The organism is Yersinia alsatica, from assembly GCF_025133195.1.
GTDB lineage: Bacteria > Pseudomonadota > Gammaproteobacteria > Enterobacterales > Enterobacteriaceae > Yersinia > Yersinia alsatica.
The window spans coordinates 4,347,978-4,370,399 of record NZ_CP104006.1 but is presented as its reverse complement, the minus strand read 5'-3'; the positions used below and the strand labels follow the sequence as shown (position 1 = coordinate 4,370,399).

Here is a 22,422-nt window from a genome sequence, read left to right as displayed (position 1 = left end):
GATAACATGGGCGGTTTATTTGATTAGCTATTCGCGGTAGTTATAAATTCCCGGCGGTAATACTAACTGCCAGGCAATTTCTTCCGCTTTCTCGCGCCCAAGTAGCAAGAAAACAATCTTCAGGGCGAAATCAATGGAGGTTCCCGGCCCTTGGCTGGTCACCAGATTCACCCGTCGGTCATAAACAACGCGCTGATCCATCCACTTAGTGGCAGCGATTTTATCTTTCAGCCCCGGAAAACCTGTCATATTCCCCACCGGGAACAGATTGTGGTGTTCAAGCACTAAGGCGGGGGCGGCACAGATTGCCGCGACCAGACGGCCTTCATTATGTGTTTGCTGCACAGTCGCGACTAATAGTGGGCTGTCACGAAAGCATTCTGCCCCTTTAACGCCGCCGGGCAGTACCACCACATCAAATTTTTCATCTGCGACATCAACTAGCCGAGCATCAGCCAATAACCGCACACCGCGTGAACAGACGATTTCTAATGCGCCGTCGCTGGCGACACTGGCGGTTGTGACCTGAATACCCGCGCGTACCAGAATATCAATAGTGGTAACCGCTTCTGTTTCTTCGCTACCAGGAGCCAGGCAAACCAGCGCCGATACGCTCATACTCATTTTCCTTACGCTTAATTAAATCATACAGCCGGGAATTCTCCGGTAATGTCATGCCGTGACTGCGTGCGCGCCGCAGTAAATAACCGGTGATGTAGTCTATTTCCGTGTGCCGCTGGCAACGTAAATCCTGCAATAGAGACGAGATATTATCTGCTGTATTCTGAATAACATCATTAACATAGCTGAGTAGGCTCTCAGTTGAAGTATGGTAACCCTCCATCTCCATCACACTGGCGACTTCAGCACACAAACTGGTAATCAACTCTGGGTAGCGCTGCAAATCACCATTCCGACAGTTATATAGCCCCGTAAGTGGGTTAATTACGCAGTTTACCGCCAATTTTTGCCAACAAGCGGCTGAAATATCATTATGCCAGGCAACATCGGGTAGTGCCTGATGCAATACATCGGCCAGATGACTGATATCCATGATGGTGGGCGAGGTCGGGCCGATATGTGTTATACCGCTGGCAACATGGACAATCGTGTTACCGTCGCGACGAGCGGCATGAGTGGTGACGCCATGCAAGAAAACATGCTCATCTCGAGGCAATTCCTCCTGTGTTCCCATTCCGTTATGTAGCAGTAAAATCTGACATTCAGGGTTAAGTTTAGGGAGCAAAGCACTAACCGCACTGGAAACTTGCCATGCTTTTAAGCAAACCAACAGTAATTCACTTTTCGACAAATGCTCTGGATCGTTCGTCGGGAGGTTCTGATTGAAAGCCTCGCCGTTTAACGTAATGACATTGACTGAACAAAAGGGCTGTGGCACACGAAGCCAGCCTTGTACATCATGGCCTTGCTGGTATAACGCGGATAGCCATAATTGCCCGAGAGCTCCGCAACCAAGCACAGTAATTTTCATTGAGACCTCCTTGGTGTGAGCAGTAATACACGACTTCTTTCTAGGTGTTATGCTTTGATTATAGACTTTTTGGTCATTAAAAGCAGAGTTAGCTACCAGCTCGGTTAGTGAAGAACCGCAGCTTAGTTGAGCCATTGTCAGCAGCTTGGCTTTGTCTGTGGGGGATAAAGCAGTTATTATGCTCGCCATTCATCTTATCAGGAGGAGGGAATATGCCATCTTTCGACATCGTATCTGAAATTGATATGCAGGAAGTGCGTAATGCCGTTGAAAACGCCACCCGTGATCTGGCGAACCGTTGGGATTTTCGTAATGTTCCAGCGAGTTTTGAATTAAATGAGAAGAACGAAAGTATCAAAGTTGCCAGTGAATCTGATTTTCAGGTTGAGCAATTGCTGGATATTTTGCGTGCTCAACTGACTAAGCGTGGCATTGAAGGTGCAGCACTGGAGATCCCGGAAGAAATGGATCGCAGCGGCAAAACCTACAGTGTAGAAGCCAAGCTGAAACAAGGCATTGAAAGTGTGCAGGCCAAAAAGCTGGTTAAGCTAATTAAAGACAGCAAACTGAAAGTCCAGGCGCAAATTCAGGGCGAACAAGTGCGCGTGACCGGCAAAGCTCGTGATGATTTGCAGAGTGTGATGGCATTGGTTCGCGGTGCTGATCTGGGCCAGCCATTCCAGTTCAATAATTTCCGCGACTAAATCCGCGGACAAAGAGGAACTCTGACCGACGCGCGGTTTTTGTTCCTCATTTTATTATCTGGTGGGCTGTTTACTGGCTAGCTAGGTTGCATTAACCAACTGCTCCAACTGACTACGATTGGTCTTTTTCGTATCAACTTTCACGTAAGCGCTGCGTTCCGCAGTCACAACTACCGCCTCGGTTACTCCCGGTTGGGCTTTAATCCGCTCTTCTAATGCTGAGTCTTTTACTGCCAATTCTGACAAAGTAATTCGCAGGCTACTGACATAAGGGGGCTCCTGCATTGTGGCACTGACGGCAAACCACACCAGCGCGATAACCGCTCCGGCGGCAAACACCGTGCTTGCCCCTGCCATACCAAATATCCAACCGCCTAAACTCCCGCCGATAGCCACGCCAATAAACTGGCTGGTGGAGTAGATCCCCATTGCCGTACCTTTATAACCTGCCGGAGATTCTTTGCTGATTAATGAAGGCAAGATAGCTTCCATGACATTGAAGGCGATAAAGAACAGCTGCACACCGGCAATAATGACCCACAACTGGTGCCCGGCAGACCACAGCACCACTTCGGCGGCAAACAGTACCGCGACACACCCCATGAAAACCTGCTTCATGCGGCGTTTGACTTCAGCATAGATAATGAACGGCACTACGGCGGCGAACGAGACCAGCATAGTCACCAAATAGACAATCCAATGCTGGGCAGGGGCCAATCCAGCACTGGCCATAATTTGCGGTAAAGCAACAAAGCTCGACATCAACAAGATATGTAGGCACATGATGCCAAAGTTGAGTTTAAGCAGCCGGCTGTTGTTGAGAACCTTGCTCACACTGCCTTTGACGATACTGGATTCGCGGTTAAGTACATGCCTGTCGGCATCGGGCACCACTGCTAGAGTGATGACAATACCTAATAGTGCCAGTATGGCTATTCCCCAGAACAGGGCTTGCAGACCAAAGGCATGGGTGACTATTGGCCCAATAACCATCGCGATAGCAAAGGTGATACCAAAACTGACGCCAATAAATGCCATCGCTTTGGTGCGGTTTTGTTCGCGTGTCAGGTCAGACAATAGTGCCATGACTGCGGCGGCAATTGCGCCAGAGCCTTGCAATGCGCGACCTAGAATGATGCCCCAGATAGAATCACTCAGTGCAGCAATCACGCTACCCAATGCGAAGACTAATAAGCCACCGACGATCAGAGGTTTGCGGCCAATGCGATCGGAAACCAGCCCAAAAGGGATTTGGAAAATGGCCTGAGCCAGACCGTAGATACCAATAGCTAGGCCAATCAACGCCTCACTGGCTCCAGAAAGTGCCATACCATAAGTGGTGAGAACCGGCAAAACCATGAACATGCCAAGCATGCGCAAAGAGAATACCGTACCCAGCCCCCAAGTAGCCCGAAGCTCTAGCGGGGTCATTTTATTGTCGTTCATTACCACCTCAGAAAAACCAATTGCACTATTGTAATGATGTTAATGCCTACCGGTAAATCTATTGATGTTTAGAATGTATTACAGGTGAGTTTTAAGATAACAGCAGGGTAGTGCAGAAATAAAAAATGGCTGTCAGAAACAGCCATTTTTACATCAATAGGGCTGAAATTACCCGACGTAAGTCAGTAATCCCGCCGAGGAAGGGACATTGAAATCAACCGACATCATGACGCTCAATGACGTAATGGCAATGATAGAGAAGACAAAGAGTTTTCTCGCCCACACGATGTCATTGGTTGCCTTGTAACCGCGCAATGCCATTCCCAGCCACCAGACACTCACCGCCGCAGCGACAACCAGGTATTTATAACCGGCATAGCCACTTAAGGTTAGCATCAAGGTCGCGACCATAAATGCCAAAATATAAAGGGTAATATGGTTTTTGGTGACCGATATTCCTTTTATCACCGGCAGAACCGGGATGTTGGCAGCTTGATAATCCTTAAAACGGAAAATCGCGATGGCATAAGAGTGCGGCATTTGCCACAAGCTGAAGATAAGCAGCAGAATCAAGGCACCCATATCGAACTGCCCGGTAACCGCACAGTAACCAATCACTGGTGGTGCGGCACCTGACAAGCTGCCAATCAACGTGCCGTAGACTGATTTGCGCTTCATGTAGAGGCTATAAACCCCAACATAGATAACGAAACCAATGACGGCCAGCATCATTGCTAATAGATTGGCGGCGACGTAGAGCAACAGCATGCCAGCAATACCCAGTACTGATGCATAAATCAGGCTCACTTTCGGATCGATAAGCCCTTTTACCAGGACACGATTCTTCGTTCTCTCCATGATACGGTCGATATCACGGTCGATATAGTTGTTAAATACACACCCGGAGGCAACAACTAACGAGACACCGAACAGGGTGGCGAGAAAAAGGGGGTAATCAATCACGCCTTTGGAAGCGAGGAGAAATCCCCCAACGACAGAAATTAAATTGCCGAAAATAATTCCTGGTTTAGTTACTTGCAGGTATTGCTTAATCATCACATGCAGCTCTTCAGTCAACCATCATATTGATGTTGAGGTTGTACATAATCCAGAGTGAGCCCACAACAACGATTGCGATAATCATAGCGGTGAACAGGAACGCCACCAGATTCCAACGTTCTTCGGACGATCCATTCATATGCAGGAAGTACACCAAGTGCACAATAATCTGCACTACGGCTAAACCGACCACTGTGGCCAGAATAGTCGTATGGGAGGCGGTACCGCTCATCACCATAGCAAATGGAATAACTGTCAGAATGACCGACAGAATGAAGCCAATAAGATATGACTTCAAGCTACCGTGGCTGGCTCCACCGTGAGTAGTTGTTGGATGACTCATTACATGGCTCCTAACAGATAGACAACGGTGAATACGCAGATCCAGACCACGTCCAGGAAGTGCCAGAACAAGCTCAGGCACATCAGACGGGTACGGTTCATCTCATTCAGGCCGCGTTTTGCTACTTGAATCATCATAATGATGATCCAAACCAGGCCAGCAGTAACGTGAATACCGTGGGTGGCAACCAGTGCGAAGAAGCTAGACAGGAACGCACTGCGATCCGGGCCGTAGCCTTCAACAATCAGGTGATGGAATTCATAGATTTCCATTGCCACAAAGCCCAGACCGAACAGGAAAGTCAGACCTAACCAGGTGTTTACCTGGTTTTTATGGCCTTTATTCATGCCCAGCATAGCGATGCCGTAAGTAATACTACTGAACAGTAACAGGAAGGTTTCGACCAGAACAAAGTTCAAGTCGAAGATATCCCTGCCGGAAGGACCGCCAGCGGTCCCGTTTACCAGCACTGCATAAGTTGCGAACAAAGTCGCAAACAAAATACAGTCGCTCATCAGGTAGATCCAGAAGCCGAATACTTTCGTTGCTCCTGCATCGTGATGCCCGTGCTCTGCATGGGCGACGTTGTGGTTAGTCAGAGTTTCAGTTGACATGATTCACGCCTGCTTTGCTGATTTGTTCATGATGAAGATTTTCAATGCGCTCAACTTCTGCAACCGGCACATAGTAATCAACATCCTCGTCGAAGCTTTTCACAATCCAGGTCACAATCATGCCAGCGAAGCCAATAATGGCCAGCCACCAGATATACCAGATCATGGCAAAGCCGAAGATCAAGCTGAAGCCAGCAATAATCACACCTGCACCAGTATTCTTCGGCATGTGGATTTCTTCGTATTTCGCTGGGCGTTTGTACGCTTCGCCTTTCTCTTTCATATCCCAGAACTCGTCACGGTCAACAACTTCAGGCACGACAGCGAAGTTATAGAACGGCGGTGGGGAAGAGGTAGACCACTCCAGCGTACGGCCACCCCACGGGTCACCAGTCAGATCGCGGTTTTGCTCGCGGTCACGAATACTGACGAACACCTGGATAACCTGACACAAGATACCGCAAGCAATCAGTGCTGCACCGCCTGCTGCCACCATCAACATCGGGTGGAATTCTGGGTTGATGTCTTGGCTCAGACGACGGGTCATGCCCATAAAGCCCAGCACATACAGCGGCATAAAGGCAACGAAGAAGCCAATTATCCAGAACCAGAAAGCACGGATGCCCCATTTCTCATTCAGCGTAAAGCCGAAGGACTTAGGCCACCAGTAAGTCAGGCCAGCGAAGCAACCAAATACCACACCACCGATAATCACGTTATGGAAGTGCGCAATCAGGAACAGGCTGTTATGCAGTACAAAGTTTGCACCCGGAACGGCAAGTAGAACACCGGTCATCCCACCGATAGAGAAGGTGATGATGAAGCCAACGGTCCACAACATTGCGGAGTTAAACTGAATACGGCCTTGGTACATCGTGAACAACCAGTTGAAGATTTTCACCCCAGTTGGGATGGAAATGATCATCGTGGCTATACCGAAGAAGGCGTTAACGTTGGCACCGGACCCCATGGTGAAGAAGTGGTGTAGCCAAACAATAAACGACAGTACGGTAATCGCGATGGTTGCCCAGACTAAAGAGGTGTAACCAAACAGACGTTTTCTTGAGAAGGTCGCAGTAACTTCGGAGAACACCCCGAATACTGGCAGAACCAAAATGTACACTTCCGGATGGCCCCAGGCCCAAATCAGGTTGATGTACATCATCATGTTGCCACCCATATCATTGGTAAAGAAATGGGTGCCAAGGTAGCGGTCCAGTGTCAGTAACGCGACGGTCACAGTCAGGATCGGGAATGAAACGATAATCAAAATGTTGGTACACAGTGCAGCCCAGGTGAAGACAGGCATCTTCATCATCGACATGCCAGGCGCACGCATTTTCAAGATAGTCGCGAAGAAGTTAACACCGGTCAGCAAGGTCCCCAAACCAGAAATCTGTAGACTCCAGATCCAGTAATCGACCCCGACACCTGGGTTGTACTCTTTACCTGATAGTGGCGGATATGCCAACCAACCGGTTTGCGCGAATTCACCGACTCCCAGAGAGATGTTGATTAACACCACCCCGACGACAAAGAACCAGAAGCTCAGTGAGTTCAGGAACGGGAAGGCAACGTCGCGAGCACCGATTTGTAGCGGTACAACCACGTTCATCAAGCCCACCACAAAAGGCATCGCCATGAAGAAAATCATGATAACGCCGTGCGCGGTGAAAATCTGATCATAGTGATGAGGCGGGAGGAATCCGGCCTCACCAGCAGAAGCAAGTGCTTGCTGGCTACGCATCATGATGGCGTCGGCAAAGCCACGCAGCAGCATGACCATGGCGACCAGAATGTACATGATACCGATTTTTTTATGGTCAACCGAAGTCAGCCATTCGCTCCATAGCCATTTCCATTTGCCGAAATAGGTCAGGGCAGCGACAACTGCCAGCCCACCCAGAACAATTGCAGCAACGGTAACCATAATGATTGGTTCGTGTAGCGGAACCGCATCAAGTGTTAATTTTCCCAACATCGTTTTATTCCTCGGCTCCGGCGTGAGCGGCGTGTTCGCCCATATCCATGCCCTGGCTCATATCCATACCTTTATGGGTATCATCGCCTTTCTTGTGCATGTTCATATCGCCCATAAATTTGCCAATGATTCCTTTAAACAGCTCCGGTTTAACACTGGAGAAATACTCAACCGGGTTATTTTCACTCGGCTCAGCCAGTTTATTGAAATCGTCAGTGGTATTCAGGGTGTTCGGCGATTTTTTCACCTGTGCGACCCACTGGTTGAAGTCTTCCTGCGTTGGTGTTGCGATTGCAGTGAATTTCATACCAGAGAAGCCTTTGCCACTGAAGCTGCTGGAAATACCATTGTATTTACCGGCTTCGTTGGCGATCAGATGCAGTTTGGTTTGCATCCCGGCCATCGCATAAATCTGCCCGCCTAACTGAGGAATAAAGAACGAGTTCATTACTGAGTTGGAGGTGATTTTGAAGTTCACCGGAACATCAGTAGGGAAAGCCAGTTCATTTACTGTAGCAATACCTTGTTCTGGATAGATAAATAGCCATTTCCAGTCAAGGGAGACCACTTCAATGGTGATCGGTTCTTTGCCAGCCACTTCAATCGGTTTGAACGGGTCAAGTTCGTGGGAGGTTTTCCAGGTTATCGTTGCCAAAATAGCAATGATAATGATTGGAACAGCCCAAACAACAAGCTCAATTTTGTTGGAATGGGACCAGTTTGGGGTGTAGGTCGCACTTTTGTTGGACGCGCGGAACTTCCATGCAAAAGCAAACGCCATAAAAATAACCGGAATAACGACGATCAACATTAAACCGATAGCTGTAAGTATCAGTGTTTTTTGTTCGACTCCGATTGCGCCTTTGGGATTCATCAATACCATATCGCAACCACTAAGCATTACTGTGGCTGCTAATAAAGACAGCATACCCATATTTTTAATGTATTTCTTAAGTCTCATCTAACGACCTCAATTACAAAAGGGCTCTATTGTCGTTTCATGTGTGCGGGCATTTTACGGGAAGGTTGCAGGACTGTAAACATGCTTAAGATTGTGTCAGCGGCTTGTTGACACTTTATGTTAAGGGGGTCACAGATGTTGCCATGCGTGACAATTTACTAATAGCAACAATATGTTGGCGATAGCACCTAGCGGGAAAACAGCGGATGTTAAGGAAAAACAACGGTAATTAGTGTTTTATTCACGGGAAATACTGATTTTAAATTAATACTTAGGCTTATTTTATGTAAATAATATGTGATGCCAAGGTAAATTAAAATATATTCAGGGGCGCTATAAATAGTCACCCCTGAATCATTTAGCTAGAAATTATATTTAATAGAGTAAACGATAGCGTCTTGTAAGAAATCTTCACCCAATTTGTTATAAGCATAACGGTACTGAATACCGGTGGTGAATTGTTTAATTGGTGTCCACCAAAGTGCAATGGCACCATTCACCCCGTTACGGCCACCATTACCTGCGGCATAACGTTCTGCCCGGTTAAACTCCAGTTCATTCCAGTTAGTGATGCTGAAATTCTCATCGAATGCGGTAAAGTCATAACCTGCGACCCAGCCCACGACATAGCCGTTGTTGCCCGAATAATAGGTTTGATCAACATAGTGCAGCGCGACGAAAGGCTTCATCCACACGCCTGCTACCGTGGCGTTATAGCCGATACCATACAGAGTGTTCACTTCGTGGAAGTTGCTGTAATTGTTACCTTCAGCACTTGGCAACGAGTAAGTGCCATAAAGATGGCCATAAAGGTTGAAACCGGAATCGCCTAAGTAATAACGGCCGGTTGTTTTGAAGGTATAGCGCTGGTTGTCACCGGGCTGTGCCGTTTTTGAATTGAACGGGTTTTCTAAATCAAAGAAGCCGTAGACCTCGCCCCAGCTATAACCTGCACCACCTTCCAATTCAATATAGGCAAAGTCATCTTTGTGTGAAGAGTTGCCTGATTTATGCGTAGTACTGCGACTCCAGTCAAGGTAGTTCATGCTGATATTAGCAAATCCCCACTGGTATTCAGCTTGTGCAGCGGGAGCCATCGTGACCGCAGTCAGCGCGGCTGCGCCGATAAGAATTTTACGCATAAATGCCTCTGTGTAGTTGAAAGATGTCAGGAGAAACAAAAGGACACAGTCCTTAACAAAAAGTGCGCACATCATAGTCCCAGAGCACGAAAGGATAAATAGCTCAAAGTGATGTAGATCTCGTTTTGTGAATAATATTTTGCAAGTGTTGCTTAAATTTGTGACATGGTTCAATTAATGTACTAAGGGAGCGTCAAAGATTGGATGGGCTGAAGTTATTTTCCTAACTGACAAATGCAAAAAAGCCGGCACAAGTACCGGCTTTAGTTAATGACGGGAGTTTATTAAGCTAATTTCTCTCGTCTGAGCGCGAGATAATCCAATACGCCACCCAGAACCATACCGACCACACTGAGCTGAATGCCTCGCAGCAGTAATATATCGGCCAATTGTGGGGCAGCGGTCCAATCCAGCGCGTTGCATATCAGTAAAATCAGCCAGGCGGCTAATAAAATGCAGCCAATTGTCAAAAAGCGTAGCGCCCAACGATAAGCTGTTTTAAATGCAGTACGAGGCATGAACTCATCTGTTTTTTGGGTGTGTTCCAGTGTCTGGCGGCAGATATAAAGCAGAATTAACCCCGGAATCGCCGCAGCAATAGAGAATAAATAGAACAGAGGCCAGCCATGAGTTTCAACAAACCAGCCGGCAATTGGGCCGACATAAACTCGACCTACTGCCGATAATGCTGATAACAAAGCAAATTGTGTGGCAGAGAACGATTTATTACAGAGCGTCATCAGTAGGGCGACGAAGGCCGCAGTCCCCATCCCGCCGCACAAGTTCTCCAGGAAGATGGCGCTGCCCATGGAGAATATATTCTTGTCGGTGATAGATAACAGCCAATAGCCGATATTGGAAACGGCTTGTAGAATCCCGAAAATCATCAATGCCCGGAATAAGCTCAAGCGCTGCATCAACAGGCCGCCATAGAGCGCACCAATAATAGTGGCAATCAATCCTAATGTTTTATTGACCAGACCGACTTCACCAGCATCGAAACCTATCCCACGGATCAGGAATGTGGTACTCAGACTAGCTGCAAAGGCATCCCCCATTTTGTACAGCACGATAAGCAGCAAAATCAGCCACGCATTGTTACGGCCAAAGAAATCACGTAAGGGCTCGACGATCGCCTGTTCTAAGGTTTTGGGGGGGGCAATTCGAATCACAGGCTCAGGAGCAAATAGGGTAGCAAACACCCCAATTAACATGAGCCCGGCCATCAGCCAGTAGGTCGATTGCCAGCCGAGATAACGGTCGGCTATCCACAGGGCCAGACCACCGGACACCAACATTGCCAAGCGATAGCCTAATACAGAAACTGCCGCACCGGTGCCGCGCTCTTCAGCGCTGAGTAAATCGGTTTTATAAGCATCAAAAACAATATCTTGCGATGCAGAACAGAATGCAACTAGCACGGCGATAGCGGCTAACCACCATAAATGTTTAGCCGGTTCCATAAAGCCCATGGCGATGATGGCGACAATTAACAGCAATTGGCTGATTAACAACCAACCGCGTCGACGGCCAAGAAATGAGGGCGTATAGCGGTCCATCAACGGGGACCAGAGGAACTTGAAGACGTAGGCCTGACCGACCAAAGAGAAAATACCAATAGTTTTTAGATCGACGTTTTCAACCGTCATCCAAGCTTGCAGCGTCCCGCCGGTAAGAGCTAAAGGGAGACCGGAAGCAAATCCCAACAAAAGAAGAACTAGAGAGTTGCGCTGGGTAAAAAGGTTCGAATAGCGATTGGACATGTGAGACCTACATGCTCCACCCCATGTGCGGGGCAGAGCATTCTGTTAAGCAGTAATAATGATGTTAAGCAAATAGCAGATTAGCGCGCATTTTGCTTGATAAAGCTACTGACGCTGGTGTCTTGCGCCATATCCGCAATAACATCGCTTAACACGGTATTGACGGCATTAGTGATTTTTTCGTTGGTTGCAGTAAATGCACCCTGAACGTTATAGCTGGCACGGTAATTCTTCACCTGCTTATTGCCGTTTTTCGCGGTAGCAGTAATAGAGATATCGGCTTTGGTGGTGATGTTATAACGCAGATTGCCTTCCTGAACATCGGCATACAGCTGATTTACCACGATTTGCAGGTCAACTGGTGCATTAGTGCCAATCATATAACCACGAGCAGTCATTTGTTTTTCAAGCACTTCTTGTAGCAGGAAACGCAGATCACGGGATGGGGTTAACACCACCAGTTGACCATCACGATTGACTTTAGCCAGTGCCGAATCTTGACGTTGGTCGGCCCCATTAATGCTGATTGTAATCCCCATTAATGTTGGATCTTGTGGCGGTAATACCACTTTCGGGGTGACATTCAAGGTGTTGTTACTGGCAGCACAACCCGCCAATATAAAAACAGCCAACAGCGGGAAAAGAATTTTCTTTAGCATGTTCACTTTCTCAATAGTTATGGAATTTTTTAATAATCAGAGCGGGATAGCAGCCATGTTATTTTGCGAGTTTGCAGTTGCGACATCATAGCACTGCGAGTGGCTGGTGGAAGATCCTGATGGAGAGAAATTCACCAAAAAATATGATTTTCCGCCAAGTACCCCTTCATTTAATGTTAAGACCTTACAAGTTGCCTTTTTGCTGACTATCAGATAAGTCCGTTAACCTAAACTGCTCGAGTTGAGATATTCAGGATATTTTGTATCTGAAATGTTATAAAACAGCCAAAATCAACTAATATTGCAATAGAGAGTAGGCAGTTTTCTGCCTCAGCAGTAAGGAGAGCATGATGATTTTGATTCGAGAACAAATTGAAGAAAAACTAAAAATGGCCTTCGAACCGGATCATCTGGAGGTAATCAATGAAAGTTACCGCCACAATGTTCCTGCTGGTTCTGAGAGTCATTTTAAAATTGTGATCGTCAGCGATAAATTTCAAGACCAGCGCTTTCTGAGCCGTCATCGGGCCATTTATAGTGTGTTGGCTGATGAGCTGGCAAGCACGGTTCATGCGCTGGCCTTACATACTTACACTCAGAAAGAGTGGGCTGGATTACAAGATACGGTTCCTGACTCACCGTCATGTCGTGGCGCCGGGACATTGGCTTAATCTGCGAGCGTAATCAAATACAAACCGGATAACAGTAGTAATTCTGGTCTGATTTAGGGTATTAGTAGGTGAGAATTTTGCGAGCGGCCTATAGGGCCGCTTCTGTTTCTGTATAGGCGACGTGTTAGTTTGAACCGTGCGCCACAGGAGTTTTAGCCGAGGGAACGATTCACGCGTGAATTTTACCGCGACAACATTCGCTTGCTTTCCTCGACTCATAACCTGTGCGCCGCTATAATGTCGCGTCTTATTTTTCCGGAATGGTTTCGGGACGCTTCTGACATCTGGGATACTCGGTTCTGTTTAATGCGGCCGTCCCGGTTCTTAGAGGGTGTTTTCAGAGTTCGCATCATTCCTGAAAGGGTAATGGTGCTGCTTCGTTTGCAGCTTCTGGAGTTGACCGAGCACTGTGATTTTTTTGAGGTAACAAGATGCAAGTTTCTGTTGAAACCACTCAAGGCCTTGGCCGCCGTGTAACAATTACTGTTGCTGCTGACAGCATTGAGAAAGCAGTAAAAAGCGAATTAGTTAAAGCCGCTAAAAATGTTCGTATCGACGGTTTCCGTAAAGGCCATGTGCCGATGAACATCGTTGAACAGCGTTACGGTGCTTCTGTTCGCCAGGACGTACTGGGTGATCTGATGCAACGTAATTTCGTTGATGCGATCATTAAAGAAAAAATCAACCCAGCTGGCGCGCCTAACTATGTACCGGGCGAGTACAAGCAGGGTGAAGATTTTACTTATTCCGTTGAGTTCGAAGTGTATCCGGAAGTTGAGCTGAAAGATCTGGAAAGCATTGAAGTAGAGAAGCCAGTTGTTGAAGTTAATGACGCTGACGTTGATACCATGCTGGAAACTCTGCGTAAGCAACAAGCAACCTGGAAAGAAACTGACGCTGCAGCAACTGCTGAAGATCGTGCAACTCTGGATTTCACCGGCTCTATCGATGGTGAAGTGTTTGAAGGTGGCAAAGCGTCTGATTTCGTGCTGGCAATGGGCCAGGGTCGTATGATCCCGGGCTTCGAAGAAGGTGTAATCGGCCACAAAGCCGGTGAAGAATTCACCATCGACGTAAACTTCCCAGAAGATTACCACGCCGAAAACCTGAAAGGTAAATCAGCGAAATTCGACATCGTGTTGAAGAAAGTTGAAGTGCGTGAGCTGCCAGAACTGACTGAAGAGTTCATCAAACGTTTCGGCGTTGCTGATGGTTCATTAGCGGGTCTGCGTGCTGAAGTGCGTAAAAACATGGAACGTGAGCTGAAAGGCGCAGTGCGTAACCGTGTGAAGACTCAGGCAATCGACGGTCTGGTCAGCGCTAACGAAATCGACGTTCCAGCTGCACTGGTTGAAGGTGAAATCGACGTTCTGCGCCGTCAGGCTGCACAGCGTTTCGGCGGCAACGAGAAACAAGCTGCTGAACTGCCACGTGAACTGTTCGAAGAACAAGCTAAGCGTCGCGTTGTTGTTGGTCTGTTGCTGGGCGAAGTTATCAGCCAGCACGAGCTGAAAGCTGATGAAGATCGTGTTAAAGCACTGATCGAAGAAATGGCTTCTGCTTACGAAGATCCACAAGAAGTGATCGAGTTCTACAGCAAAAACAAAGAGCTGATGAACAATATGCGTAACGTTGCTCTGGAAGAACAAGCAGTAGAAACTCTGCTGGCTAAAGCCAAAGTTACTGAAAAACCAACTACCTTTAGTGAGCTGATGAATCAGACCACTACTGCGTAATGTTTTTTTAGCGCATTAAATTGAAAAAGCCCGTTGCCTTTGGCTGCGGGCTTTTTCTTTTAGTAACAATAATCCCTCAATAGTATGATTAATCTGGCATGTTTCGTCGTAATCTGCGCTATATTTGAAAAGTGAAATGAAGTACTTAACAGATAAAAAATCAATAGGGCGTCGGGATTACGGCAGGGATCGCGGGCGGTTATTAGGCTAAAAAATGGGTATGGGGCTTGAAAAAGAATATTAATCCCCCAATTAACTTAATAGACGTTCATATCTGATGTTGATGAAACACTGGCTGATTACCACCGTCGAATGTGTCTGGATACCCAGACTGTTTGCATGCGACCTTGATGCATGAACATAGTCATCATTGCTTATCTCAAGTAGAATCGGTTATGAATGGCGCCAAAGTAAATTCTATTAGGAGACGGTAATGTCATACAGTGGCGAACGAGATCAATTTGCACCTAACATGGCTCTGGTGCCAATGGTGGTTGAGCAGACTTCACGTGGAGAGCGTTCTTACGATATCTTCTCCCGTCTGCTGAAAGAGCGCATTATTTTTCTGACCGGTCAAGTTGAAGACCATATGGCCAACTTGATTACCGCGCAAATGCTGTTTCTGGAAGCAGAGAATCCAGAGAAAGACATCTTTTTGTATATCAACTCACCAGGTGGGGTGATTACTGCCGGGATGTCAATTTATGACACCATGCAATTTATTAAGCCTGATGTCAGCACTATTTGTATGGGCCAGGCGTGTTCAATGGGTGCATTCCTGTTGACTGCGGGTGCTAAGGGTAAACGCTTCTGCCTGCCGAATTCACGGGTGATGATCCATCAACCGTTGGGCGGCTTCCAGGGCCAGGCCACAGATATTGAAATTCATGCCAAAGAGATTTTAAAAGTGAAATCGCGCATGAATGAACTGATGGCGCATCACACGGGAAAATCTCTTGAAGAAATAGAGAGAGACACTGAGCGCGACCGTTTCCTGTCTGCTGAACAGGCTGTAGAATACGGTTTAGTTGATTCTGTGTTCACCCGTCGTGACTAACGACTTATTTCTGTGAGCCGATATACTATAGTGAATGTAAATAGAACAATTCGTGATGCTGAATAAGCCTAATTGCGTATTGTTTGTGCAACCCTCATGATGTCGGCTGTCCGTTGAAGGCTAACGTGGCGTACAGAAGTAGCGAGAATAGTCTCCCTGCCGCAGGTTTCAGATGTGGCAGATATTAAAGAAGAGGTTTACTGATGACAGATAAGCGCAAAGACGGTTCTGGAAAGCTGCTGTATTGCTCTTTCTGCGGCAAAAGCCAGCATGAAGTGCGTAAGCTAATTGCCGGGCCGTCAGTGTATATCTGCGATGAATGTGTCGATTTGTGTAATGACATTATTCGCGAAGAGATCAAAGAAGTCGCACCGCATCGCGAGCGTAGCTCGCTGCCTACGCCACACGAAATTCGTCGTCACCTTGATGATTACGTCATCGGACAGGAACCGGCGAAAAAAGTATTAGCGGTTGCGGTATATAACCATTACAAACGTTTACGCAATGGCGACACCAGCAATGGTATCGAATTGGGTAAAAGTAATATTCTGCTGATCGGCCCAACGGGCAGCGGTAAAACACTGCTGGCAGAAACTCTGGCTCGCTTCTTGGATGTGCCATTTACTATGGCTGATGCGACCACACTGACCGAAGCGGGTTATGTGGGCGAAGATGTTGAAAACATCATTCAGAAGCTGCTACAGAAATGCGATTACGATGTTCAGAAAGCACAACGTGGCATCGTCTATATCGATGAAATTGACAAGATTTCACGTAAGTCTGATAACCCATCTATCACTCGCGATGTTTCGGGTGAAGGTGTGCAACAGGCTTTGTTGAAATTGATCGAAGGGACTATTGCTGCTGTTCCACCTCAAGGTGGTCGTAAGCATCCACAGCAGGAATTTTTGCAGGTTGATACCTCTAAAATTCTGTTTATCTGTGGTGGTGCTTTTGCGGGGCTGGATAAAGTTATTGAGCAGCGCATTAATACCGGCAGTGGTATTGGCTTCGGTGCCCAGGTAAAAGGCAAGTCAGAGAAGGCTACAGAAGGCGAGTTATTGCGCCAGGCTGAGCCGGAAGATTTGATTAAATTCGGTTTAATCCCTGAATTTATCGGCCGTCTGCCTGTGGTTGCTACTTTGAGTGAATTGAGCGAAGACGCGCTGATTCAGATCCTGAAAGAGCCGAAGAACGCCCTGACTAAACAATATCAGGCGTTGTTTAATCTTGAAGGCGTTGAACTTGAGTTCCGCGATGAAGCGTTGACAGCCATTGCCAAAAAAGCAATGGCGCGCAAAACAGGTGCTCGTGGCCTGCGCTCTATCGTAGAAGGCGCTTTGCTGGATACCATGTACGATTTACCGTCAATGGACAGTGTGGAAAAAGTGGTTGTGGATGAGTCAGTTATCGCTGGTCAATCTGCGCCAATGCTGATTTATGGTCAGCCTGAAGCCCAAGCTTCTGGCGAATAATTAGCCAAATAATCCAGATGGTTAGTATGACAATGGGGGATTTTATCCCCCATTTCTTTTTCCTCGCATTGTAATCGTTGAATGTAAGACATTCGTCCCCATATACTCAATTACCTATTTAGTGAAACTCGTGATGACTCGTGTTTCACGAGATTCCCAGAAATCTGGCGGAAGCTAAACTAAGAGAGAGCTCTATGAACCCTGAGCGTTCCGAACGCATAGAAATCCCCGTATTGCCTCTGCGCGATGTGGTGGTTTATCCGCATATGGTGATCCCACTGTTTGTTGGCCGGGAAAAGTCGATTCGGTGCCTGGAAGCTGCAATGGACCATGATAAAAAAATCATGCTGGTTGCGCAGAAAGAAGCCTCAACTGATGAGCCTGGTATCAACGATCTGTTTTCAGTCGGCACTGTAGCCTCGATTCTGCAAATGCTGAAATTGCCTGATGGCACAGTCAAAGTGCTGGTTGAAGGGCTACAGCGTGCGCGTATCACCACGCTTTCCGACAGCGGCGAGCACTTTGCTGCCCAAGCGGAATATTTAGAATCACCGGTGATGGACGACCGTGAGCAAGAAGTATTAGTTCGCACGGCGATTAATCAGTTTGAAGGTTACATCAAGCTGAACAAGAAGATCCCACCAGAAGTACTGGCTTCATTGCACAGTATTGATGATGCGGCGCGCCTTGCTGATACTATCGCAGCCCATATGCCGTTGAAATTAAATGATAAACAAGCTGTTCTGGAAATGTTCGATGTCACCGAACGTCTGGAATATCTGATGGCGATGATGGAATCTGAAATTGATCTGTTACAGGTCGAAAAACGGATTCGCAATCGTGTCAAAAAACAGATGGAAAAAAGTCAGCGCGAATACTATTTGAATGAGCAAATGAAAGCCATTCAGAAAGAATTGGGCGAGATGGACGATGCGCCTGATGAGCACGAAGCGCTGAAACGCAAAATCGAAGCGGCAAAAATGCCGAAAGATGCACGCGAAAAAACCGAAGCTGAACTGCAAAAGCTGAAAATGATGTCGCCGATGTCGGCGGAAGCTACCGTGGTTCGCGGTTACATTGATTGGATGTTGCAGGTTCCGTGGAACAGCCGCAGCAAAGTTAAAAAAGATCTGGTTAAAGCACAGGAAGTTCTGGATACCGACCATTACGGCTTAGAACGCGTTAAAGATCGTATTTTGGAATACCTCGCAGTACAGAGCCGGGTCAGCAAAATCAAAGGGCCAATCCTGTGTCTGGTGGGGCCTCCTGGGGTCGGTAAAACGTCTCTGGGGCAATCTATTGCCCGTGCCACAGGCCGTCAATATGTGCGTATGGCACTGGGTGGCGTGCGTGACGAAGCGGAGATTCGTGGTCACCGTCGTACCTATATCGGTTCTATGCCGGGTAAATTGATCCAGAAGATGGCAAAAGTTGGGGTAAAAAACCCACTCTTCCTGTTGGATGAGATTGACAAAATGGCATCCGACATGCGCGGTGATCCGGCATCTGCCTTGCTGGAAGTGCTAGATCCAGAGCAAAACGTGGCATTTAACGATCATTATCTGGAAGTTGATTATGATCTGTCCGATGTCATGTTTGTGGCGACGTCTAACTCCATGAATATTCCAGCGCCATTGCTGGACCGTATGGAAGTGATTCGCCTGTCCGGTTATACCGAAGATGAAAAACTCAATATTGCCAAGCAGCATCTGTTGCCGAAACAATTTGAGCGTAACGCCATTAAGAAAGGCGAGTTGACCATCGACGACAGTGCCATCATGAGCATTATCCGTTATTACACCCGTGAAGCTGGGGTACGTAGTTTGGAACGTGAAATTTCCAAATTGTGCCGTAAAGCAGTAAAAAATCTGCTTATGGATAAAACGGTTAAGCACATTGAAATCACCGGTGACAACCTGAAAGATTTCCTTGGCGTACAGAAAGTCGATTATGGCCGCGCTGATACTGAAAACCGTGTCGGTCAAGTCACTGGCCTGGCATGGACTGAAGTGGGTGGTGATTTGCTGACCATCGAGACTGCTTGTGTTCCGGGCAAAGGTAAGTTGACTTACACCGGTTCTCTGGGTGAAGTCATGCAAGAGTCTATTCAGGCCGCATTAACCGTGGTTCGCGCACGTGCGGATAAATTGGGTATTAATCCTGATTTTTACGAAAAACGTGACATTCACGTGCATGTGCCGGAAGGTGCGACGCCGAAAGATGGCCCAAGTGCAGGTATTGCAATGTGTACCGCACTGGTTTCTTGCCTGACAGGTAACCCGGTACGTGCCGATGTTGCGATGACCGGCGAAATCACTTTACGTGGCTTAGTATTGCCAATCGGTGGTTTGAAAGAGAAATTGCTGGCCGCGCATCGTGGTGGGATTAAAGTTGTGCTGATTCCAGATGATAACAAACGTGATTTGGAAGAGATTCCAGACAATGTTATTGCTGATCTGGAGATTCATCCGGTGAAACGAATTGATGATGTTTTAGCCATTGCATTGCAAAATCCTGCCTTCGGGGCACAGCCGGTAGCGTCAAAATAGTGACGGATCGCAAGAAGTATTGATAAAACTGATGCTGGTGAGTGAAATCCTACTTGCCAGCTATTTTTTGTGCCGCTAAGTTAGTTCGGCTGTCTGGCAAAAGTTTAAGCCTTTGGGCTACTTGCTATGGCTAGACAGGATTGATATAACAGCTGCGCTGTCGTGTTGTCCGTAGGGATTTCGGCGCGACGATAGAATTCTAAAGGGGATGAAAGAGTGAATAAGTCACAACTGATCGACAAAATTGCCGCAGGTGCTGATATTTCTAAAGCGGCCGCTGGGCGCGCGTTGGACGCAATTATTGCTTCTGTTACTGAATCTTTGAAAGAAGGGGATGACGTAGCTCTGGTTGGTTTTGGTACTTTTGCAGTACGTGAGCGTTCTGCACGTACTGGCCGCAACCCTCAGACAGGCAAGGAAATCAGTATTCCAGCAGCTAAAGTACCAGGCTTCCGTGCCGGTAAAGGCCTGAAAGACGCTGTAAACTGATTACCGCGTCAATTCTCACCTGCCGCGAATATTGTTTGTGTTAAACAATAACCTGACGCAGTTGAGCTGGTAAGGTAAGATACAAGGCGCATCGTTAATGATGCGCTTTTTTTTCGTTTAGCGAGTTGAATTGACTAACAGTTGAAGTGACGGAGAGCTGAAGTCACGTAACATACTGGTCTGGCGAAAAATATCAGCAGCCTTTTTAGACAAAACACAGTAGTTAGAAAGTACAGTAAGCAGTTTTAACGCGCAGCAGCACGAAGGGCTGTCGCAAGGAATGCTGGGTTTATTTAGACCTGCGCAACAGTTTTAATCCATATTACAGCGGAGTATTGTCACATTATGATGGACAATTTACGCGCGGCTGCTAATAACGTCGTGCTCAAAATCATTCTGGCCTTGATCATGTTGTCCTTTATCCTGACTGGGGTTGGCAGCTATCTGATTGGCGGTTCCAACGACTTTGCAGCCAAAGTTAATGGCCAAGAGATTAGTCGTGCTCAGTTAGAACAGGCTGTACAGAGTGAACGTGGCCGCTTGCAACAGCAATTAGGTGAACAATTCTCCGCACTGGCCGCGAATGAAGGCTACATGCTGCAATTGCGTCAGCAGGTGCTTGGGCAGTTGGTCAACAATATGTTACTTGACCAATATGCTAAAAAATTGGGCCTGACTGCCAGCGATGAACAAGTTAAAGATGCCATTCGTCAGGCACCTTACTTCCAGACTGATGGTAAGTTCGACAATAACAAATATCTTGAGCTGGTTAATCGGATGGGTTACACCCCAGACCAATTCGCTCAATTGCAGCGTCAGCAGCTCATTAATCAACAATTGCTACAAGCCTTTGGTGACACTGGCTTTGTTCTTCCTGTCGAAGCACAGGCGATGTCAGAGCTGATTTTGCAGCAGCGTGATGTCCGTCTGGCGACAATCGACCTTAAAGCACTTCAAGCGCAGCAGAAAGTCACTGATGAAGAGCTACAAGCCTACTACGATCAGAACAAAAATAGCTTCATTGCACCGGAACAGATGAAAATCAGTTTCATTGCCATGGATGCCGCAGCGATGCAGGACAAAATTACCGTTACTGAAGAAGATATCGCTGCCTATTACGACCAACACAGAAGTAGCTATACCCAGCCAGAACAACGCAATTACAGTGTTATTCAGTTTAAGACTGAAGCTGAAGCCAAAGCTGCGTTGGAAGAGCTGAAGAAAGGGGCTGATTTTGCCGCGATGGCAAAAGAGAAATCGACTGACATCATTTCCCGTAAAAATGGCGGTGAATTGGGTTGGTTAGAGCCGGAAACTACCGCTGATGAGCTGAAGCAAGCCAATCTGACTGAAAAAGGTCAGTTATCTGATGTGGTTAAATCCTCTGTTGGTTATTTGATTGTTCGTTTAAATGACATCAAGCCAGAGCAGGTTAAACCGCTGTCAGAAGTGCATGATGCGTTGGCAAAGCAGGTTAAGCAGGAAAAAGCTGTTGATGCTTATTATGCCTTGCAGCAAAAAGTGAGCGAAGCGGCAACCAGTGATAACGAATCTTTAGCTTCTGCCGAAGAAGCCGCTGGAGCTAAAGCTAAGCAGACGGGTTGGTTTACTCGTGATGCAGTGCCTGCTGAAATCAATTTCAAACCTGTTATCCAAGCCATCTTTGAGGGTGGTTTAGTGGGCGAGAATGGCGCGCCGGGCAGCAACTCAGATGTCATTACCGTTGATGGTGATCGCGCGTTTGTTATTCGTATCGATGGCCATAAACCAGAAGGTATTGAGCCATTCTCTCAAGTCCGTGATCAAGTTGCCGAATTGGTGAAACGTCAGAAAGCGGAACAAGTGGCTCGCGTTGATGGCGAGAAGATCCTAACCGCGCTGAAACAAGGCAAAGGCGATGAAGCCATGAAAGCCGCTGGTATCAGCTTCGGTGAGAAGAAAACCTTGTCGCGCGCGCCGGACGACGATCAGTTAGTACAGACTGTCTTTGCATTGCCTCATCCACAAAAAGATCAGCCGGTTTATGGCTTGTCTCAGGATCGTCAAGACAACATTGTATTGATCGAGCTGTTATCGGTAACGCCGGGTAAATTGCCGGAAGGCGAGATGAAGACCTTTATAGCTAAAATGCAAGAGGGCTCCAGTGGCGTGACCTTCGATGCGCTGATGGCGAACCTGCACAAACAGGCCACTATCAAAATGGGCCCTGCGGAGCAGCAGCAACCGCAATAAGCCTCGCATTCATTTGCAAATCAATGTAACAACGAAAGGTCGCTTTGGC

The 22,422-nt window shown here is 47.2% G+C and carries 19 protein-coding genes; 8 read left to right on the top strand and 11 right to left on the bottom strand.

Annotation, left to right across the window (positions count from 1 at the left end):
• Positions 1–27: 27 nt before the first annotated feature.
• The gene (gene yajL / locus N0H69_RS19795; protein ID WP_050108967.1) at positions 28–618 is read right to left on the bottom strand and encodes a protein deglycase YajL; all 591 of its coding nucleotides are present in this window, start codon (positions 616–618) and stop codon (positions 28–30) included.
• Positions 581–1,492, bottom strand: a complete 912-nt coding sequence (gene panE, locus N0H69_RS19790) for a 2-dehydropantoate 2-reductase (RefSeq protein ID WP_050108966.1) — start codon at positions 1,490–1,492, stop codon at positions 581–583. The genes yajL and panE overlap by 38 nt, the downstream gene beginning before the upstream one ends.
• 212 nt (positions 1,493–1,704) lie before the next feature.
• On the opposite strand from panE, the gene N0H69_RS19785 reads away from it, so the two are divergent.
• Positions 1,705–2,196 (top strand): YajQ family cyclic di-GMP-binding protein, encoded by a 492-nt coding sequence (locus tag N0H69_RS19785; protein WP_050108965.1) that lies wholly within the window; start codon positions 1,705–1,707, stop codon positions 2,194–2,196.
• An 81-nt stretch (positions 2,197–2,277) separates the two neighbouring features.
• Here N0H69_RS19785 and N0H69_RS19780 read toward each other — a convergent pair whose 3' ends face one another.
• From N0H69_RS19780 to N0H69_RS19740, 9 genes are all read right to left on the bottom strand, one after another.
• Positions 2,278–3,642, bottom strand: a complete 1,365-nt coding sequence (locus N0H69_RS19780; protein ID WP_050151566.1) for an MFS transporter — start codon at positions 3,640–3,642, stop codon at positions 2,278–2,280.
• A gap of 168 nt (positions 3,643–3,810) precedes the next feature.
• The gene (gene cyoE, locus N0H69_RS19775; RefSeq protein ID WP_050109007.1) at positions 3,811–4,698 is read right to left on the bottom strand and encodes a heme o synthase; all 888 of its coding nucleotides are present in this window, start codon (positions 4,696–4,698) and stop codon (positions 3,811–3,813) included.
• A gap of 13 nt (positions 4,699–4,711) precedes the next feature.
• Positions 4,712–5,044: a cytochrome o ubiquinol oxidase subunit IV gene (locus N0H69_RS19770; RefSeq protein WP_025377412.1), complete on the bottom strand. Its 333-nt coding sequence runs from the start codon at positions 5,042–5,044 to the stop codon at positions 4,712–4,714.
• Entirely contained in the window at positions 5,044–5,658 is a 615-nt protein-coding gene (locus tag N0H69_RS19765; protein WP_050108963.1) for a cytochrome o ubiquinol oxidase subunit III, read from the bottom strand. Before N0H69_RS19765 ends, N0H69_RS19770 begins: the two co-directional genes overlap by 1 nt.
• Positions 5,648–7,639, bottom strand: a complete 1,992-nt coding sequence (gene cyoB, locus N0H69_RS19760) for a cytochrome o ubiquinol oxidase subunit I (protein ID WP_050108962.1) — start codon at positions 7,637–7,639, stop codon at positions 5,648–5,650. Before cyoB ends, N0H69_RS19765 begins: the two co-directional genes overlap by 11 nt.
• 4 nt (positions 7,640–7,643) lie before the next feature.
• On the bottom strand, positions 7,644–8,600 hold the full coding sequence (cyoA, locus tag N0H69_RS19755; RefSeq protein ID WP_050151565.1) for a cytochrome o ubiquinol oxidase subunit II: 957 nt from the start codon (positions 8,598–8,600) through the stop codon (positions 7,644–7,646).
• A gap of 362 nt (positions 8,601–8,962) precedes the next feature.
• Positions 8,963–9,742, bottom strand: a complete 780-nt coding sequence (locus N0H69_RS19750; RefSeq protein WP_050108960.1) for a nucleoside-specific channel-forming Tsx family protein — start codon at positions 9,740–9,742, stop codon at positions 8,963–8,965.
• 284 nt (positions 9,743–10,026) lie between these two features.
• Positions 10,027–11,505, bottom strand: coding sequence for a muropeptide MFS transporter AmpG (gene ampG, locus N0H69_RS19745; protein WP_050108959.1), 1,479 nt, complete (start codon positions 11,503–11,505; stop codon positions 10,027–10,029).
• 80 nt (positions 11,506–11,585) lie between these two features.
• On the bottom strand, positions 11,586–12,164 hold the full coding sequence (locus tag N0H69_RS19740) for a lipoprotein (RefSeq protein WP_032910677.1): 579 nt from the start codon (positions 12,162–12,164) through the stop codon (positions 11,586–11,588).
• 350 nt (positions 12,165–12,514) lie between these two features.
• Here N0H69_RS19740 and bolA point away from each other — a divergent pair, with 350 nt between their 5' ends.
• The 7 genes from bolA to ppiD all read left to right on the top strand — a co-directional run bounded on the left by bolA (position 12,515) and on the right by ppiD (position 22,373).
• Positions 12,515–12,835, top strand: coding sequence for a transcriptional regulator BolA (gene bolA, locus N0H69_RS19735; RefSeq protein WP_072077564.1), 321 nt, complete (start codon positions 12,515–12,517; stop codon positions 12,833–12,835).
• Positions 12,836–13,266: 431 nt separating this feature from the next.
• A complete protein-coding gene (tig, locus tag N0H69_RS19730) occupies positions 13,267–14,571 on the top strand; it encodes a trigger factor (protein WP_050108958.1) in 1,305 nt (434 codons plus the stop codon).
• Positions 14,572–15,004: 433 nt separating this feature from the next.
• The gene (gene clpP / locus N0H69_RS19725; RefSeq protein WP_004714577.1) at positions 15,005–15,628 is read left to right on the top strand and encodes an ATP-dependent Clp endopeptidase proteolytic subunit ClpP; all 624 of its coding nucleotides are present in this window, start codon (positions 15,005–15,007) and stop codon (positions 15,626–15,628) included.
• A gap of 203 nt (positions 15,629–15,831) precedes the next feature.
• Positions 15,832–17,103: an ATP-dependent protease ATP-binding subunit ClpX gene (clpX, locus tag N0H69_RS19720; protein WP_050108955.1), complete on the top strand. Its 1,272-nt coding sequence runs from the start codon at positions 15,832–15,834 to the stop codon at positions 17,101–17,103.
• A gap of 194 nt (positions 17,104–17,297) precedes the next feature.
• The gene (gene lon, locus N0H69_RS19715; RefSeq protein WP_004707582.1) at positions 17,298–19,652 is read left to right on the top strand and encodes an endopeptidase La; all 2,355 of its coding nucleotides are present in this window, start codon (positions 17,298–17,300) and stop codon (positions 19,650–19,652) included.
• A 216-nt stretch (positions 19,653–19,868) separates the two neighbouring features.
• Complete coding sequence (gene hupB / locus N0H69_RS19710; RefSeq protein ID WP_004392663.1) at positions 19,869–20,141, top strand: nucleoid-associated protein HU-beta; 273 nt, start codon at positions 19,869–19,871, stop codon at positions 20,139–20,141.
• 345 nt (positions 20,142–20,486) lie between these two features.
• Positions 20,487–22,373, top strand: coding sequence for a peptidylprolyl isomerase (gene ppiD / locus N0H69_RS19705; RefSeq protein WP_050122642.1), 1,887 nt, complete (start codon positions 20,487–20,489; stop codon positions 22,371–22,373).
• Positions 22,374–22,422 lie beyond the last annotated feature (49 nt).